Origin of the sequence: Gelidibacter algens (assembly GCF_001678675.1) — a bacterium.
Taxonomy (GTDB): domain Bacteria; phylum Bacteroidota; class Bacteroidia; order Flavobacteriales; family Flavobacteriaceae; genus Gelidibacter; species Gelidibacter algens.
The window spans coordinates 1-17,884 of record NZ_LZRN01000057.1; the positions used below are offsets into that span (position 1 = coordinate 1).

14 protein-coding genes are annotated in these 17,884 nt (G+C 37.9%); 7 read left to right on the forward strand and 7 right to left on the reverse strand.

All coding sequences use genetic code 11. The annotated features are described in order from the left end of the window. Positions 1-16: 16 nt before the first annotated feature. The 3 genes from lpdA to msrB all read right to left on the reverse strand — a co-directional run bounded on the left by lpdA (position 17) and on the right by msrB (position 2,818). A complete protein-coding gene (lpdA, locus tag A9996_RS17475) occupies positions 17-1,393 on the reverse strand; it encodes a dihydrolipoyl dehydrogenase (RefSeq protein WP_066438236.1) in 1,377 nt (458 codons plus the stop codon). 257 nt (positions 1,394-1,650) lie between these two features. Then, on the reverse strand, positions 1,651-2,205 hold the full coding sequence (locus A9996_RS17480) for a DUF1572 family protein (protein WP_066438242.1): 555 nt from the start codon (positions 2,203-2,205) through the stop codon (positions 1,651-1,653). 121 nt (positions 2,206-2,326) lie between these two features. Then, positions 2,327-2,818 carry a peptide-methionine (R)-S-oxide reductase MsrB gene (gene msrB, locus A9996_RS17485; RefSeq protein ID WP_066438246.1) on the reverse strand — a complete coding sequence of 164 codons (492 nt, stop codon included), beginning with the start codon at positions 2,816-2,818 and terminating at the stop codon, positions 2,327-2,329. A 385-nt stretch (positions 2,819-3,203) separates the two neighbouring features. On the opposite strand from msrB, the gene glgB reads away from it, so the two are divergent. The 4 genes from glgB to A9996_RS17505 all read left to right on the forward strand — a co-directional run bounded on the left by glgB (position 3,204) and on the right by A9996_RS17505 (position 10,178). After that, a complete protein-coding gene (gene glgB, locus A9996_RS17490) occupies positions 3,204-5,216 on the forward strand; it encodes a 1,4-alpha-glucan branching protein GlgB (protein WP_083994013.1) in 2,013 nt (670 codons plus the stop codon). A gap of 97 nt (positions 5,217-5,313) precedes the next feature. Beyond that, positions 5,314-7,719, forward strand: coding sequence for a glycoside hydrolase family 31 protein (locus tag A9996_RS17495; protein ID WP_066438249.1), 2,406 nt, complete (start codon positions 5,314-5,316; stop codon positions 7,717-7,719). A gap of 101 nt (positions 7,720-7,820) precedes the next feature. Further along, positions 7,821-8,639 carry a M48 family metallopeptidase gene (locus A9996_RS17500; RefSeq protein ID WP_066438252.1) on the forward strand — a complete coding sequence of 273 codons (819 nt, stop codon included), beginning with the start codon at positions 7,821-7,823 and terminating at the stop codon, positions 8,637-8,639. Between the two features lie 162 nt (positions 8,640-8,801). Further along, entirely contained in the window at positions 8,802-10,178 is a 1,377-nt protein-coding gene (locus tag A9996_RS17505) for an MFS transporter (RefSeq protein ID WP_066438272.1), read from the forward strand. Between the two features lie 116 nt (positions 10,179-10,294). On the opposite strand, the gene A9996_RS17510 is transcribed toward A9996_RS17505, so the two are convergent. Genes A9996_RS17510 through A9996_RS17525 form a run of 4 tightly spaced genes read right to left on the reverse strand, consistent with a single transcriptional unit; the run spans position 10,295 to position 13,244 of the window. Next, positions 10,295-11,008, reverse strand: coding sequence for a head GIN domain-containing protein (locus tag A9996_RS17510; protein ID WP_066438254.1), 714 nt, complete (start codon positions 11,006-11,008; stop codon positions 10,295-10,297). 19 nt (positions 11,009-11,027) lie between these two features. Beyond that, positions 11,028-12,110: a DUF4097 family beta strand repeat-containing protein gene (locus A9996_RS17515; RefSeq protein ID WP_066438257.1), complete on the reverse strand. Its 1,083-nt coding sequence runs from the start codon at positions 12,108-12,110 to the stop codon at positions 11,028-11,030. A 9-nt stretch (positions 12,111-12,119) separates the two neighbouring features. Next, a complete protein-coding gene (locus A9996_RS17520; RefSeq protein ID WP_066438262.1) occupies positions 12,120-12,674 on the reverse strand; it encodes a hypothetical protein in 555 nt (184 codons plus the stop codon). Between the two features lie 9 nt (positions 12,675-12,683). Beyond that, positions 12,684-13,244: an RNA polymerase sigma factor gene (locus A9996_RS17525; RefSeq protein WP_066438274.1), complete on the reverse strand. Its 561-nt coding sequence runs from the start codon at positions 13,242-13,244 to the stop codon at positions 12,684-12,686. Between the two features lie 351 nt (positions 13,245-13,595). Here A9996_RS17525 and lon point away from each other — a divergent pair, with 351 nt between their 5' ends. The 3 genes from lon (at position 13,596) to cmk (ending at position 17,853) form a co-directional block, all read left to right on the forward strand. Continuing rightward, positions 13,596-16,046, forward strand: coding sequence for an endopeptidase La (lon, locus tag A9996_RS17530; RefSeq protein WP_066438264.1), 2,451 nt, complete (start codon positions 13,596-13,598; stop codon positions 16,044-16,046). Positions 16,047-16,141: 95 nt separating this feature from the next. After that, positions 16,142-17,161 (forward strand): type IX secretion system protein PorQ, encoded by a 1,020-nt coding sequence (porQ, locus tag A9996_RS17535; protein ID WP_066438266.1) that lies wholly within the window; start codon positions 16,142-16,144, stop codon positions 17,159-17,161. Continuing rightward, positions 17,161-17,853 carry a (d)CMP kinase gene (gene cmk, locus A9996_RS17540; protein ID WP_066438270.1) on the forward strand — a complete coding sequence of 231 codons (693 nt, stop codon included), beginning with the start codon at positions 17,161-17,163 and terminating at the stop codon, positions 17,851-17,853. The genes porQ and cmk overlap by 1 nt, the downstream gene beginning before the upstream one ends. Positions 17,854-17,884 lie beyond the last annotated feature (31 nt).

Sequence of the window (17,884 nt, forward strand, 5' to 3'; positions counted from 1 at the left end):
GGGTAGGAGGGGAAGATCACAAATGAATCACTTCATCATAAGCCGCGGCAACAGCTTCCATAACAGCCTCACTCATCGTTGGATGCGGGTGTACTGTTTTTAAAACTTCATGCCCCGTAGTTTCTAATTTGCGTCCTAAAACGGCTTCAGCAATCATATCAGTTACGCCGGCACCAATCATGTGGCAGCCTAACCATTCGCCATATTTGGCATCAAAAATCACTTTAACAAAACCATCCTTAGCTCCAGAAGCACTTGCTTTACCAGAGGCAGAGAATGGGAACTTACCAACTTTAATATCATAACCTTTTTCTTTAGCTTGTTTTTCAGTCATCCCAACACTTGCAATTTCTGGAGACGCATAGGTACAACCAGGAATGTTGCCATAATCTAATGGCTCAACGTGTTGTCCTGCAATTTTTTCCACACATAAGATGCCTTCTGCGGAAGCGACATGCGCCAAAGCTTGACCAGGAGTTACATCTCCAATGGCATAATATCCAGGAATGTTGGTTTGGTAGAAATTATTCACTAAAATCTTATCTCTATCAACAGCAATACCTACATCTTCCAATCCAATGTTTTCAATGTTAGATTTGATACCCACCGCTGAAAGAATAATGTCTGCTTCAAGTGTTTCTTCACCTTTTGCAGTTTTTATGGTAGCCACAACACCTTTTCCTGAAGTATCTACTTTAGTAACTTCAGCAGAAGTCATGATCTTGATCCCACCTTTTTTGAATGATTTTTCCAATTGTTTGGAAATGTCTTCATCTTCAACAGGAACCACGTTTGGTAAAAACTCAACAATGGTCACATCCGTGCCCATAGCGTTGTAGAAATAGGCAAATTCCACACCAATGGCTCCAGAACCTACTACAATCATCTTTTTGGGTTGCTCATTTAAGGTCATAGCTTCTCTATAACCAATCACTTTTTTGCCATCTTGTTTTAAACTTGGCAATTCTCTTGAGCGTGCACCGGTAGCAATGATAATATGATCGGCACTATATTCTTTACCATCAACGTCTACTTTTTTTCCAGTTTTAAGTTTTCCAAAACCTTTAAGGACATCAATTTTATTTTTTTTCATCAAAAACTGGACACCTTTGCTCATCCCGTCAGCGACACCACGGCTGCGTTTTACAACCGCTCCAAAATCTTTATCGGCTTCTTTTACTGAAAGTCCATAATCTTCAGCATGTTTAAGGTATTCAAAAACCTGTGCCGATTTTAATAAGGCTTTTGTTGGGATACACCCCCAATTTAAACAAACGCCACCAAGACTTTCTTTTTCAATAATAGCAGTTTTGAATCCTAATTGTGATGCTCTAATAGCAGTTACGTAGCCACCAGGGCCACTTCCAAGAACAATGATATCGTATTTACTCATGAGAATTTTTTAATCGTGATTAGAAGCTACGAAGGTACAAAAAGTAAATTTTAAATCGCAAACTACTAAAATCAAAAAAGCTAATTATTATTAAGAAGGGGTTGTTGTGAAGTTGTTTGTTGTAGGGTTGACATTTCTTTTCATAAAGATCTTGCTGATTTTCTAAAATTATTTATGCGCAAAATTACAAGTTGGATGGGGAATTTTATTATTAAATGCGTCAATTGGAATTTGGTTTTTGACACTTCAATCTTTGTTTATATAGTATCCGTGAAATGCCGTGTGCCTTTATCTTTATTGAATTTATCGGTGTTGTAAGACTTTGAATGTCCTTTAGGAATTGATAACGATATCCACTGGTCACCTTTTATAAGTTTACCAATATAAGCCATTTGTCCAATGTGGTAAGGATAATGCCCCAATTGTCTAAAAATAGCTTCTGCAACCGTGTGACCTTCGTTTCTAATGTAAATAACCTGCTTCATGTCACTTTCCTTTAGATGAGAAATGGCATCGAACAAACAGCTCCAGCCTTTTTCCCAATCTTTCAAAAGTTCATCTTTAGTTGTGTAAGAAGCTTCAAACTCTTGGTCGCGTTGGCGCCATTCCTTTTCTCCATCTTCATTTAGAAAATTTGTCCAACGGCTCAACATATTGCCTACCATGTGTTTGACGATGATAGAAATACTGTTGGAATCTGCATTGGGTTGGTAGTTCATCTCTTCAAAAGAGAGTACGGAAATGGTTTTGTCCCCAACAGTTTTGTAATACATAAACTGTTTAAATATTCCAGATAAAAGATTGTTTTCCATGACCTAAAATTAAAAAACTAAAGTCAAAATATACTGAAATCACCAAAAAAAATCCCAAATCCCAATAGTGTATCAACATTGGAATTTGGAATTTCTTATTTTTTATTTTTTTGATTTGAATTTATCCTTTTGCAGGAATAAACTCTAAAGCAACGCCATTAATACAATGACGTTTTCCTGTGGTTGCTCTTGGTCCATCATCAAAAACATGACCCAAATGCCCGCCGCAGGTTGCGCAATGCTCTTCGTTACGCATATATCCTAATTTGCTGTCGGTAGAAAAGGCTACATTGCCTTCAATAACTCTGTCAAAACTTGGCCATCCTGTTCCTGAATCAAATTTGTGTTCACTTTTATATAGCGGCGTTTTACAAGCGGCACAGACGTAAGTTCCAGGCTCATAAATTTTATTCAATGGACTTGAAAATGGACGTTCTGTTCCAGCTTCTCGCAAGACATAATATTCTTGGTCTGTCAACTCAGCCTTCCATTCAGCCTCTGTTTTTGTTATCTTAAAAGATTCTTTTTTTTGTGTTTTATCATCTTTTTTTTGTGCAGAACTGTTGCAACTAAAAACAAGGCTCAGCAAGACTATTAATGGTAGTGATTTCATAATAAATTATTTTTGGTTTTAAAATTAAGTCGAAAGTTGTTGGCTTTCCTTTCTTAATGAAGCGTTAAGAAAATCACAAGGATTTAAATCTGCGGCATCGTATTATTTGTACGTAATTTTAGTACTTTAGGATTTTATTGGTCTCAGATCTAGTTAAAACTATGTACTTTAGTGCATCTCGCTTTAGCTTCTAAAAATTTTGACACGAATTTCACGAATTATCACGAATTCATTGGTTCATTGAAAATACAGTCGTAAATCATTTACTGTAAATTTCACGAATGCAACAGACTTTCAGTCTGTTTTAAAAAATCTATGGCCTTTTAGTCCATAGTGATTTAGTTTATTATATCTTAACACTTTTTAATTCCTTCAACCTTCAAATATGGCAAAAATTAAGCCTTGCAGTCGTTTTACCGATTTTGATATCAATTTGTTTTTGGCAGGAAAACATTTTAGGCTATATGAAAAATTTGGATCACACGTTATGGAACATGATGGTGTAAAAGGCACCTATTTTGCAGTGTGGGCGCCAAGTGCCAAAAAAGTTTCAGTGGTTGGAGATTTCAACCATTGGAATGAACATGAGACTATTTTAAATGTAAGATGGGATAAAAGTGGTGTTTGGGAAGGTTTTGTTCCGAATATTGGCCAAGGAAATATCTACAAGTATAAAATTACCAGTCATCACAACAATATAAAAACTGAAAAGGCTGATCCTTACGCTCGTCGCGCCGAGCATCCGCCACAAACAGCTTCCATAATTTGGGAAGATGATTACCAATGGAAGGACACCAATTGGATGTCCAAGCGAAAAGAAATCAATGCATTAGATGCGCCATGCTCCGTTTATGAGGTCCATGTGGGCTCTTGGAAACGGCATGCTACTGAAGATCGTTTTATGTCTTATGTAGAATTGGCTGATGACTTGGTAGCTTATGTAAAAAAAATGAAATTCACCCATGTAGAGTTCATGCCCATTATGGAGTTTCCGTATGACCCGAGTTGGGGATACCAAATAACTGGCTATTTTGCACCAACCTCACGTTTTGGTTATCCTGAAGAATTCAAATTTTTAGTAGATACGCTTCATAAAAATGACATTGGCGTGTTATTGGATTGGGTGCCATCACATTTTCCTGAAGACGCCCACGGACTAGGATACTTTGATGGTTCCTGCTTGTATGAGCACCCCGATAGACGCAAAGGCTATCACCACGATTGGAAAAGTTTGATCTTCAATTATGGACGTAATGAGGTTAAGTCTTTTTTGATCAGTAATGCGCTTTTTTGGTTAGACCAATACCATGCCGACGGACTACGTGTAGATGCCGTGGCCTCAATGTTGTTCTTGGATTATTCCAGAAAGGACGGGGAGTGGGAACCTAATATACATGGCGGACGTGAGAATTTGGATGCTGTTGAATTTATTAGAGAAATGAATGAAGCTGTCTATTCCAACTATCCTGATGTACAGAATATTGCTGAAGAATCTACCGCATTTCCGATGGTGTCACGACCTACATTTTCTGGTGGACTAGGATTTGGAATGAAATGGATGATGGGCTGGATGCATGACACGCTCGAATATTTTAGTAAGCCACCAATTTACCGTCAGTACCATCAAAACGACTTGACGTTTTCAATGACCTATGCGTTTTCTGAAAACTTTGTGCTACCATTAAGCCATGATGAAGTGGTATATGGCAAAAAATCCATTTTAGGAAGGATGCCAGGAGATGAGTGGCAGCGTTTTGCCAATTTGAGATTGTTGTACAGTTATATGTTTACGCATCCTGGAGCTAAGTTGCTTTTTATGGGTTGCGAATTTGGACAGGTCAATGAATGGAATTTCAGCAAAGATTTGGATTGGCATTTGTTAGATTCTGAATACCATCAGGGCATACAACGTCTGATTACAGATTTAAATGGACTCTATCAGTCTGAGCCTGCACTTTATGAAAAACAGTTTTCAGGTGAAGGTTTCGAATGGATCGCTTATGATGATCATAAAAACTCAGTATTGGTTTATCTCAGAAAAGGGAAGGACGCTAAAGACACCATCATCGTGGCGTGCAATATGACACCTACACCTATGCTCAACTACGCCATTGGAGTTCCAAATAAAGGAAAGCTTCAGGAAATATTCAATAGTGACGCAAAGACTTACCATGGCACAGGAGACTTTAAAAATAAAACAATCCCAACAAAAAAAGCCGAATTGCACAATCGTGCACATTCTGCTGAAATCACCATTCCACCTTTAGGAATGGTCGCTTTTAAATTGATAGCTTCACCAAAGTTAAAAACATTGAAGACACCCAAAAAGACGGAAAAACTTCCTTCTGTCAAAAAGAAGACCAAAACCCTTTCCAAGAAGAATACTAAAAAGTTATAATCTTTACAGATAAAACGTTATAGTTGATAAGTCGTATCAACTTAAGTTTTATTTTTGACAAACTTATGCGTTTTTTTGCGAAGTTTAATTTGAACCTATGATTGTAAATACCGAGTTAGAACAAAAGGGAAATTTATTCCCATCGAAGATAATTGCTTATAAGAAAGAAGTTGATACGCTCTATTTTTCTACAGATAATGACGTGGTTCTTGAAATGACCATTTTACGGGATAGTGTCATCCGTTTCAGATATACCACAACGGGTACCTTTGACAAGGATTTTTCTTATGCCATTACCAAATATGCCAGCACAGGCTATAATCTTCTAGAAATTGAAGAAGAAGCAGAATCTTACAAGGTGACGACTTCAAAACTGATCTGCCACATAAAAAAGGACAATCTTAAAGTCTATATTTTTGATGCGAAAGATCATAAGCTGATCAATGAAGATGAGTTGGGCTTCCATTGGGAAGAAAGCTATGAATACGGCGGCAACATAGTAAAAATGAGCAAAACGTCTCACGACGGCGAAAGCTTTTTTGGTCTTGGCGATAAGCCTGTCGAGCTCAACCTAAAGGGCAAACGCTTTGAAAATTGGGTGACAGATAGCTATGCGTACGGCAAAGGCACAGATCCTATTTACAAGGCCATTCCGTTTTTTACAGGATTGCACAACAAAAAAGCTTACGGCATTTTCTTTGACAATACCTTCAGATCTTATTTTGATTTTTCTCAAGAAAGACGCAACGTGACGAGTTTTTGGGCACAAGGGGGAGAGATGAATTATTATTTCATTTACGGTCCTAAAATGGAAGATGTAGTTGCCAATTATACGGATTTGACCGGAAAACCCCACCAATTGCCACCCTTATGGGCATTGGGTTTTCACCAATGTAAATGGAGCTATTATCCTGAATCAAAGGTTAAAGAAATTACCTCCAAATTTAGAGAGTTAAAAATTCCGTGTGACGCCATTTATCTGGACATTGATTATATGGATGGCTTTAGATGTTTTACTTGGGACAAGACGCATTTTCCTGATCCAAAACGCATGGTCAAGGAATTATTGGATGATGGTTTTAAAACCGTGGTGATCATTGACCCTGGAATAAAAATCGACAAAGACTATTCAGTATTTAGAGAGGCGCTGGAAAATGATTACTTCTGCAAACGTGCCGATGGCCCTTATATGAAAGGAAAAGTATGGCCTGGAGAATGTTATTTTCCAGATTTTACTCATAAAAAAGTTCGTGATTGGTGGTCAGATCTCTATAGAGAACTTATAGAGGATATTGGCGTTAAAGGTGTTTGGAATGACATGAATGAGCCTGCCGTAATGGAGGTGCCCAACAAAACCTTTCCTGATGATGTCAGGCATGAATATGAAGGCAACCGTTGCAGCCATAGAAAAGCCCATAATGTTTATGGAATGCAGATGGCACGGGCAACATACCAAGGCGTCAAAAAATATGCGTATCCAAAGCGTCCGTTTGTCATTACGCGTGCAGCGTATGCAGGTACACAGCGGTATACGTCAACTTGGACGGGAGATAATGTGGCCACTTGGGAACATTTGTGGATTGCCAATATTCAGGCGCAACGTTTAGCCATGTCCGGATTTTCTTTTGCGGGCAGTGATATTGGTGGGTTTGCTGAGCAACCACAAGGCGAATTATTTACACGATGGATCCAACTGGGTATTTTCCATCCGTTTTGCAGGGTCCATTCTTCCGGAGACCATGGCAATCAAGAACCATGGGCTTTTGATGAAGATGTGACTAACATTGTGCGTAAATTTATTGAGTTACGCTATCAGCTGTTACCGTATTTATACACCGCATTTTGGAAATATGTAGAAGAAGGTATCCCAATGTTGAAATCGTTGGTAATTTATGACCAAGAAGACGTGCACACCCATTATAGATCTGATGAATTTATCTACGGAGACCACTTATTAATCTGTCCTATTTTAGAACCGAATGCTCGTGGCAGACGCATGTTTATCCCTCGTGGACAATGGTTTAACTTTTGGACGGACCAATTGGTTTCTGGTGGAAAGGAAATGTGGGTAGATGCTGATATTGAGACCATTCCTGTTTTTGTGAAAGCTGGGGCTGTAATTCCAAAATACCCAGTACAACAATATGTTGGCGAAATAGAAATTAAAGAAGTGACGCTTGATGTTTACTTTAAAGATGGCAAAGAATCTTCAACTTTATTTGACGATGCCCATGATGGTTATGATTATACCAAAGGGCGCTATAGCCTAAGAACATTTAAATTGACAGGAAAAAAAGATGAACTTATTATCCAACAACATAAAGAAGGAAAGTATGATGCTGGTTATCAAATTTTTAAAATCAAATTCCATGGACTTCCCTTTACGGTGGGAAGAATCCAAGTAGACAATGAAGACATTGCCTTAAGTGATGTGAAAATGAATGGCGACAATACCATGATTATTGACAAAGGGTTTTCACAATTGCATATTTTTGGAAAATAAAACAATAGTATTACACTGACATAAGCAAAAACTATTTCTGATTGAGCTCATCAACTAAGGAATGGTTTTTGTAATTTACATACCAATTTAAAAAACAGATAATGAACTATAAAAATTCAATAATAGCTTTAGGCGCGTTAACGCTTTTAATTTCATGTGCTACAAATCCGTTTACGGGCAACAAAACCTTGGCACTTGTTCCCAACTCTCAAATTTTCCCAACTGCTTTTGCCCAGTACAACGAGTTTTTAAATGAAAACAAAGTGATTACTGGTACTAAAGAAGCTGAAATGGTTAAGCGTGTTGGTCAAAAAATTGCGGTTGCCGCCGAGCGTTGGTTAGATGCTAATGGCCATCAGGGCTATTTGCAAGATTACCAATGGGAATACAATTTGGTTAAGGATGACGCCGTAAATGCTTGGTGTATGCCAGGTGGTAAAATTGTTATTTATACAGGGATATTGCCTGTTGCAGATGGTGAGGCTGGGCTGGCTGCAATTATGGGCCATGAAGTGTCACATGCCCTTGCAAATCATGGCCAACAGCGTATGAGTGCTGGCATGTTGCAACAATTTGGCGCGGTAGCGGGAAATATTGCGATTAAGGATCAACAATCCTTAGCTATATTTAACCAAGCTTATGGGATTGGCACCCAAGTAGGTGTCATGTTGCCTTTTAGTAGAAGCCATGAATCTCAAGCAGATGAAATTGGTCTTTATTTGATGGCTATTGCAGGTTATGATCCATTGGAAGCCGCAAACTTATGGAGACGTATGAGTGCACAAAGTGGCGGACAGTCGCCACCTGAATTTTTGAGTACGCACCCTGCTAATGCAACCCGAATAAGACAAATAGAAGCCTTGGCACCGAAAGCAAAAGCAGAAGCTGCAAAATTTGGTGTTGCTCCGTTTAATCGTTAGTCCTGCATAAATTAAAATTATTACATATCTTTAAAAGCTGTTCGTTCCAAATTTGGTCTTGAACAGCTTTTTGTTTAGCATATCATGATAGTTAAACTCAACACAACATGTTCCATGCAAAAAACACTACAAAATGATTAACTAAACCATATGTTAAAAGGGATGACACAACTTAAAAAGGGAAGCAAAAAATTGCTCAACGCCTGGGCTTTTTATGATTGGGCAAATTCAGTCTATACACTTACCATTGCATCCTCAATATTTCCCATATTTTATTCTGCTTTGTTTATGTCAGAAGTAAAGAAGGTGACGGCATTTGGGTTCGAGTTTAAAAGTACAGCGCTCATTACCTTTGTCACGGCGTTTACCTTTTTGGTTGTCGCATTTACTTCACCAATCTTGTCAGGTATTGCTGATTACGTAGGGAACAAGAAAAACTTTATGAAGTTTTTTTGCTATTTGGGGGGGACTGGCTGCATCGGGCTATATTGGTTTAGTTTGGAACACATCCATATCAGCTTACTATTTTATTTCATGGGTTTGATGGGCTATTGGGGAAGTTTAGTGTTCTATAATTCTTACCTTCCAGATATTGCATTTCCTGAGCAACAAGATAAAGTGAGTGCAAAGGGATTCTCAATGGGATATATTGGAAGCGTCCTGTTATTGATCCTCAATCTGGCAATGGTTATGAAGCCCGAGTTTTTCGGATTTGACATGTCGATAGCTCCAGATATTTTGACAAACGGTACAGAATCTGAAATTGCATTAGCAATGGATGCTGCCAAAGATTCAGCCTCTTTTAAAGCTATGAAAGTCGCTTTTATAACCGTCGGGATTTGGTGGATAGTATTTAGCCAATACACATTTTATATTTTGCCAAAGGGAACCTCTTCAGGGCATAAGGTGACTACGTCAGTTGTTTTTAATGGATTTAGGGAATTGAAGATAGTTTGGAAAGAATTGACTGGCAATTTAAGACTGAAACGCTATCTCCTTGCTTTTTTTGTTTTTAGTATGGCCGTGCAAACCATTATGCTGGTTGCTGTGTATTTTGGTGAAGAAGAAATAGCGTGGGCGGATAGTGACGAAAAAACCATGGGACTGATCATTAGTATCCTAATAATTCAATTGGTAGCAGTTGTTGGGGCGATGCTGACATCAAGAGCTTCTGCCAAATTCGGGAATATACAAACGCTGATTGTGGTTAACTTTATTTGGATGGCTTTATGTTTTTATGCCTATTTTATGATCACGCCGACTGACTTTTATATTGCGGCCGCCTCTGTAGGTTTTGTAATGGGCGGCATCCAGTCTTTGGCGCGCTCCACGTATTCCAAGTTTTTACCGGAAACAAATGATACGACGTCATACTTTAGTTTTTTTGACGTCGCCGAAAAAATAGGAATCGTCATTGGAATGGTCATTTTTGCCACCATTGATCAAATTTCGGGAAGTATGCGGAACGCTATTTTATTCTTGTTCGTATTCTTTTTAATAGGTATTGTGTTACTTTTTAGAGTTCCTAGAAACGCGTAACTTTTTTAAAAAATTATATGGCGAACTCATATAAAAAAAGCAATTCGAAATCGAATTGCTTTTAGTTAAATACCACATAAATATGAATTGGGCTTTCACCCTTTCTTTTATGTTCTTCAATTGCTGATGCTGCCTGAACCCGCAACCTTCGCGTCTTCAGACTTTGGATTACCTTTATATCTAATATCTCCTGACCCAGCGACACGTGCTTTTAAATGACCTTTACAAACCACATCAGCACTGCCTGATCCTGCTACTGAAACATCGGCGTCAGCTGCGGCGAGATCAAACCCTTTAAACTCGCCTGAACCTGCTACATTAACCTCCAATTTGTTTGTTGTTCCCTTTAGTTCTAATTCTCCTGAGCCCGCAACACTCGCATCAATTGAGGTAGCTGTAATGTCCAATTTTGCATCTCCCGAACCTGACAGTGAAACTTTAAAATCCTCTGCATTGATCTTATCTTCATTCCACAAATTTCCAGATCCTGAAAGGGAAGCCTCCGAAATTTTTTCAAAAGGAACAGTTATTTTAATTGATTTATTTCTGGTCGTATTTATATTGACCATGTTTTCTGTTTTTATGATCAAGGTGCCTTTTTTTACTTCAGTTATGATGTATGGCAACAGATTTTCTTCACCTTCAATTTTAATGTTGCCTTCTGTTCCGGCAACTAAAACATAGTCAAAAGATCCTGCAAAATTTACCGCGTCATAATCAGACGTAGTTCTGGTGATGGAAGTGACATTGCCATTTCCTTTGACTTTCTTCTGAGCTTGAATTGTGCTTACTATGAGTAAGACTGCAATACATAAAATTGATTTTTTCATGAGTTAATAATTTGTTGGATTAATTTCTTTTAAAGGTGACACTTCCGTAATCAGAAGTTATTTTTACAAGGTTTCCGGTATTGGAAGTTCCGTAGTAGCCTTGATAATATTTGTCTGTAGATTCTGTTTTCTTCTTGGTGAATTGAAAGTCCTCATCACCTCTCAACGACGCATACTCTAGGTTAATGTCAAATTGAAATGAGTATCCAGAATCGTAACCAATTGTAATTCCTGTGTAATCTGAATCAATATAAACGTTACCGGCATTAGCGGTCATTCGGTCAATTTTGATAGAGCCGTAATCTGATGTCAGTTGAATGCTCTTATAGATTTCACCAAATCGGGCGGTCAGGTAATCGCCATCACCTTTGATATGATTTGCCTTTTCAACGGTCATAGATCCGTAATCACAGGAGTAATTGACGTTTTCGGCAACTTCTACTACTGATTTTGAATAATCGGCATTAATCTCAAGATTTTTCGTTTTTGCAACGGTAAATCCACTATAATCTGCGCTGATTTTTCCACTTTTGATGTATTCGAAAAAACTGTTATTTGTATAATCGAACGTTATGGAATTATTATCTGCCATCAATTCTTTGGTGGTTATTTTGCCGTAATCACAATTGATTTTTGCATGGCCTTCCAAGCGGTCTAAATTAATGCTCCCATAATCATTGTTTAAATCTACACTATTGGTAATAGGCAGTTTTATGAGGTAATTGATTTCCATGTTCACATTAGTGTTCTGACCCCAATTCCACCAGCTGCTTGATCTATTTTTATTGAAAACGGTTTTTGCTGAAACCATATTGGAAGACGATTGGAAATCAACGCTAATCTCGTTCAATTTTTCTTCAACCTTATCCAGGTTGTTGCCGTTGGTGGTGATCTTAACTTCAATACTTACGGTATTACCAGAATAGGTGATGATATTGATGTTTCCATAACTGTTTTCAATTTTCAGCAGCGCATCACTGTTGACGGTATATTCTTTTTTTATGGTTTTTTCTTTGGTGTGTTTGCCATTCCATTCATTTCCTGCAAAGGATACATAGGATAGAAGTAAGGCTATTACGATAAAATGGGTTTTGGTTTTCATAGTTTTTATTTAAAGTGTCATTTGTTTTCTTTCTAATTTTAGTTGTTTTAAGTCTTCGATAGATTTTAAGACGTCTTCCAATAAGTCAATCCGACTTTGAAAATTATTGATCATGGCATAAACAACACGTTGGTCATTGCCACTTTCATCAAGATCGAGTTTTAGTTGCTCGTAGTTTTTCTCCAAGAGTTCCATTTGCTCCAAGGCATCTGCAACCAATGCTTCATTTTCAGGACTCCTTTTAATTTTCAGCTTGTTCAATTCCGAAGTAATGACAGTGTTGAAAAAATCCTGAGTTTGTGATAATTGTGGAGATACACTCGCCAAATCATTAGCCTCAGGTTCTCTCTGTAAGAATGTAAAGAGTCCGAAACATAACACCAAAACTGCCGCAACTGCTAATAAAGGTCGGTAAGAAAGTGAAAGTGATCTTTTCTTATTCCCAGAGATGTTCTCATATTTTAGCTTGTTTAGAAACCGTTCTTCATGACCATCTTCTGGTGTTTCCAAGTCAAAATCATTCTGGAGATTCTTAAAAAGTTCGTCTATGTTATCTGTTTTCATATGTCTGTATTAATAACCCATGACAGGCTTTAGCTTTTGTCTCAAACTGTCTTTGGCCCTAGAAATCATGGTTCGGCAATTGGCGTAGCTTATATTCATGATTTCGCAAATTTCTTCATAATCATAACCTTCAATTAAAAATAGGGTCAATCCTATTTGATAATTCTCTTTTAAGCTCTTCATGCATTCCATTATTTGAGCAGCTTTAGCATTGGTCCATTCATAATCTTCGGTCACGCCTTGATTATCCTCAACTTTGTAGAGCACATACTCTAAAGGCACATCATTATTTTTTTGATGTTTATGATACTCATAAATGCTATTATTGACCACAATTCTCTTTAACCATGGTCCAAACATTGCTGGCTCTTTCAAAGAATCGAGTTTGGTAAAAGCGTTCAAAAAAGATTCTTGCATAATATCTTCAGCCTTAAAACGGTCTTTTACAATTCTAAGACTCGTGTTGTACATGGCCTTGTAATACCTATTGTATACCTCCATCTGTGCACGTTGGTTGCCAGATTTACACTGCCCTAACAAGTCTATAATATTTGGATGGTTTGGTGTCAAAAAAAACAATTGCTTTGTTATAATGATGAAGTTAATTAAACTTTGTTACAGTTTTTGAAAAATATTTTTTGAAAAACAAAAATGGAGAAAGATAAGAGAGAAAAGAAGATAGACTATGAAATTTCGTAATTATGAAAATATGTCTGCGTTACTCTGCCTGATCAGCGGGAAAGCTTTAAAATTAAACAATGGTATTGTAAACCAACTATGGCATAACTATTGAAAACATAGGATATCAATATTGACATATTATAGATTAATCTATTGATAGTCAAGAGTTAATTTGATAATTTTAACAACTCAAAAAACAATATTATGTCACTTTTCTGACATAATGACCTTTAATAATATATGAAAGAATCTAAATTTTTAAGTCTTGACAGTTTGTCATTTCAGGAGTTTGATGAAAACTCTGAGTTAATTCCCCTGATGACACCAGAAGACGAAGAGCAAATTAATAATGAAGAATTACCAGCCACATTACCAATATTACCTTTGCGGAATACGGTTTTATTTCCAGGGGTGGTTATTCCAATTACAGCAGGAAGGGATAAATCTATCAAGCTAATCAATGATTCCAACAAAGGAAGCAAGGTTATTGGCGTGGTTTCCCAGAAAGATGGAAGCATTGAAGATCCTGATGGAAAAGACATTTACAAAACGGGTACAGTGGCCAGAATCCTTCGTGTGCTCAAAATGCCAGATGGCAATACCACCATCATTATCCAAGGAAAGAAACGCTTTGAAGTGGATCAGGTAATTACTGAAGAACCATATATTACTGCAACTGTTAAGGATGTGGCGGAAGCTAAACCTGCTGAAGATAATGAAGAGTTTTCAGCCATTATAGAATCCATTAAAGATTTGGCGCTTCAAATCATCAAGGATAGTCCAAACATTCCAACGGAAGCTACTTTTGCGATCAAGAACATTGAAAGTAATTCCTTTCTGGTGAATTTTGTATCGTCAAACATGAATCTTTCTGTCGAAGAAAAGCAAAAATTACTGGAAATCAATGATTTGAAAGAGCGGGCCTTGGCAACCCTTAAATATATGAATGTCGAATTCCAAAAATTGGAACTTAAAAATGACATTCAATCCAAGGTTCAGAGTGATATGAACCAACAACAGCGTGAATATTTCTTGCATCAACAAATGAAGACCATTCAAGAGGAATTGGGTGGTGTGTCTTATGACGAAGAGATTGATGAGATGAAATTGCGTTCAAAGTCCAAAAAATGGGATGAGAAAGTGGACACGCATTTTCAAAAGGAAGTAATGAAATTGCAACGTATGAATCCGCAAGTTGCAGAGTATTCCATACAAAGAAACTATTTAGATCTGTTTTTGGAATTGCCTTGGAATGAATTTAGCAAGGATAAATTCGATTTAAAACGCGCAAAGCGTATTTTAGATCGAGACCACTACGGATTGGATGATGTCAAAAGGAGAATCATTGAATATCTGGCAGTATTGAAATTGCGAAATGATATGAAATCGCCAATACTATGTTTATACGGACCTCCCGGAGTTGGGAAAACCTCTTTGGGTAAATCGGTTGCAGAGGCTTTAGGTCGCGAATATGTCCGAATGTCTTTGGGCGGATTGCGTGATGAAGCTGAAATTCGCGGACACAGAAAAACATATATTGGTGCAATGCCGGGACGTATACTTCAAAGTTTGAAAAAAGCCGGAACGTCAAACCCCGTATTTGTTTTGGATGAGATTGACAAATTGTCCAATAGCAACCAAGGAGATCCTTCGTCAGCCATGTTGGAAGTTTTGGATCCTGAGCAAAATGGCGACTTTCATGATAACTTTTTAGAAATGGGCTATGACCTTTCTAAAGTTATGTTTATTGCTACCGCCAATAGCTTGAGTACTATTCAGCCAGCATTGTTGGACCGTATGGAAATTATTGATGTCACGGGTTATACTATTGAAGAAAAGGTAGAGATTGCCAAACGCCATTTATTGCCAAAACAACTTAAAGAGCACGGTTTAACTGATAAGGATTTAAAAATAGCAAAACCACAGTTAGAGAAAATTGTGGAAGGTTATACACGTGAATCTGGTGTGAGAGGTTTGGAGAAACAATTGGCAAAAATGGTGCGTTACGCAGCCAAAAATATTGCCATGGAAGAACCTTACAATATGAAGGTTTCCCATGAAGATGTTTTGGAAGTATTGGGATCTCCACGCATGGAGCGTGATAAATATGAAAACAACAATGTGGCAGGTGTTGTTACAGGGTTGGCTTGGACAAGAGTTGGAGGTGATATTCTGTTTATTGAATCCATACTTTCCAAAGGAAAAGGAACCTTGACCATTACTGGTAATTTAGGCACCGTGATGAAGGAATCGGCCACTATTGCCATGGAATACATCAAATCTAATGCTCAAGAGTTTGGAATTGACCCGGATGTTTTTGAAAAATACAATGTCCATATTCACGTTCCTGAAGGGGCCACCCCTAAAGATGGGCCAAGTGCCGGTGTGACAATGCTGACCTCATTAGTCTCACTTTTCACCCAACGTAAAGTCAAAAACAATTTGGCCATGACTGGGGAAATCACCTTAAGAGGTAAAGTCTTACCTGTTGGAGGAATCAAAGAGAAGATCTTGGCTGCCAAACGGGCAAGAATAAAAGAAATTCTACTATGTGAGGATAACAGACGTGATATTGAAGAAATAAAACCTGAATATTTAAAAGGTTTGACATTTCATTACGTGACAGATATGAGTGATGTTTTAAAAGAAGCGCTAACGGACCAAAAAGTCAAGAACGCTAAAACCTTATAACCTTAACGGCAACAAATTGTTGCCGTTTTTTTTTGGTGCAAAAATAAAACAAACATATAACCGTTTTAAGTAAGAAATCTTACTTTTGCCGTTCTATGATTAAGAGGATTCTTGTATTATTCTTTATTCTTTTGAACGTCTCAGTTTTCGCGCAACTAGGGGGCGAATCTACTTATCAATTTTTAAACCTAGTATCCTCGCCACGTCAAGCAGCATTGGGAGGAAAGGTTATTACCAACTTAGATTATGACGTTACTGGTGGCCTTTACAACCCCGCCACCATCAATCCTGAAATGGACAACCAATTGGCGTTAAATTATTCCAGTTATCTGGGCGGCATCAGTTACGGTACAGGCGCTTATGCCTATACTTGGGACAGGCGCGTGCAGACGTTTCATGTTGGCATGACGTATATCAATTATGGCAAGTTTGATGGCTATGACGTAAATGGTGTGTCTACCGGAACTTTTACTGGTAATGAAGCGGCTTTGTCTTTTGGATACGCATTTAAAATCCCTTATTCTGATTTTTATGTTGGCGCCAGCGGAAAGCTGATCACATCAAAATTGGAACAATACAACTCTTTGGGTGGTGCTATAGATGTAGGAGTGATGTACGTGAATGAAAAACTTGATTTTCATGCGGCATTGACCGTTAGAAACTTTGGAACGCAATTTACAACCTATGCCGATCTTTATGAAAAATTGCCTTTGGAGGTCAATTTAGGACTCTCGCAAACCCTGCAATATGTGCCGCTAAGATGGCATCTCACTTTTGAAAATTTACAGCAATGGCCTATCGGTTTTTCTAACCCTGCTAGAGCAACCACAGATTTAGATGGCAATCAAACCCAAGAAAAAGTAGGCTTTTTAAATGAGTTGATGCGCCATACGATTATAGGAGCAGAGCTCTTTCCTGATAGAGGTTTTAATTTAAGAATGGGGTACAACTTTAGACGTGCAGAAGAGCTTCGGATTGTGGACCAACGCAACTTTTCAGGACTTTCTTTCGGGATTGGCATCAAACTTAATACATTGCGTTTCAGTTATACTCATGCACGCTATACTGGCGCGTCCAATACCAGTTTTTTCGGATTACAAATAGATTTAAGATAATGAAGAAGATTACAATAGCCATTGATGGTTTTTCATCCACAGGAAAAAGTACGGTCGCCAAACAACTGGCCAAAGCGTTGGGGTATGTGTATGTGGATTCTGGCGCGATGTACAGAGCAGTAACTTTGTTTGCCATGCAACACCAAATGATCTCTAAAGATCACTTTGACGTCAAAAGGTTGGTTTCAGCTTTAGATACTTTAAAAATCACTTTTAAATATAATGACACGTTAGGATTTGCTGAAGTGTATTTAAATGGGATCAATGTTGAAAATGACATAAGGACATTAGAAGTCTCACAATCGGTCAGTCAAGTGGCTGAAATTTCAGAAGTCCGAAGAATGTTGGTTTTACAGCAACAGCGGATGGGCGAGGAGAAAGGGGTCGTGATGGATGGCCGCGATATTGGGACTGTGGTTTTTCCTGATGCCGAATTGAAAGTTTTCATGATCGCTTCCGCAGAAACAAGAGCGAAAAGACGCCATAACGAACTTCTTGAGCGTAACGAAAAAGTAAGTTTTGACGATGTTTTAAAAAATGTCGAATCACGAGATATGATCGATTCCTCAAGAAAAGATTCCCCATTGTTGAAAGCTGAAAACGCTATAGAAATTGATAATTCCAACTTATCCTTAACCACACAATTTGAAAAACTTTATGCATTGGCTCAAAATGCGATTGAACATAACTAAATTGGTTGAAAGCAAAAAAAANANACAACAA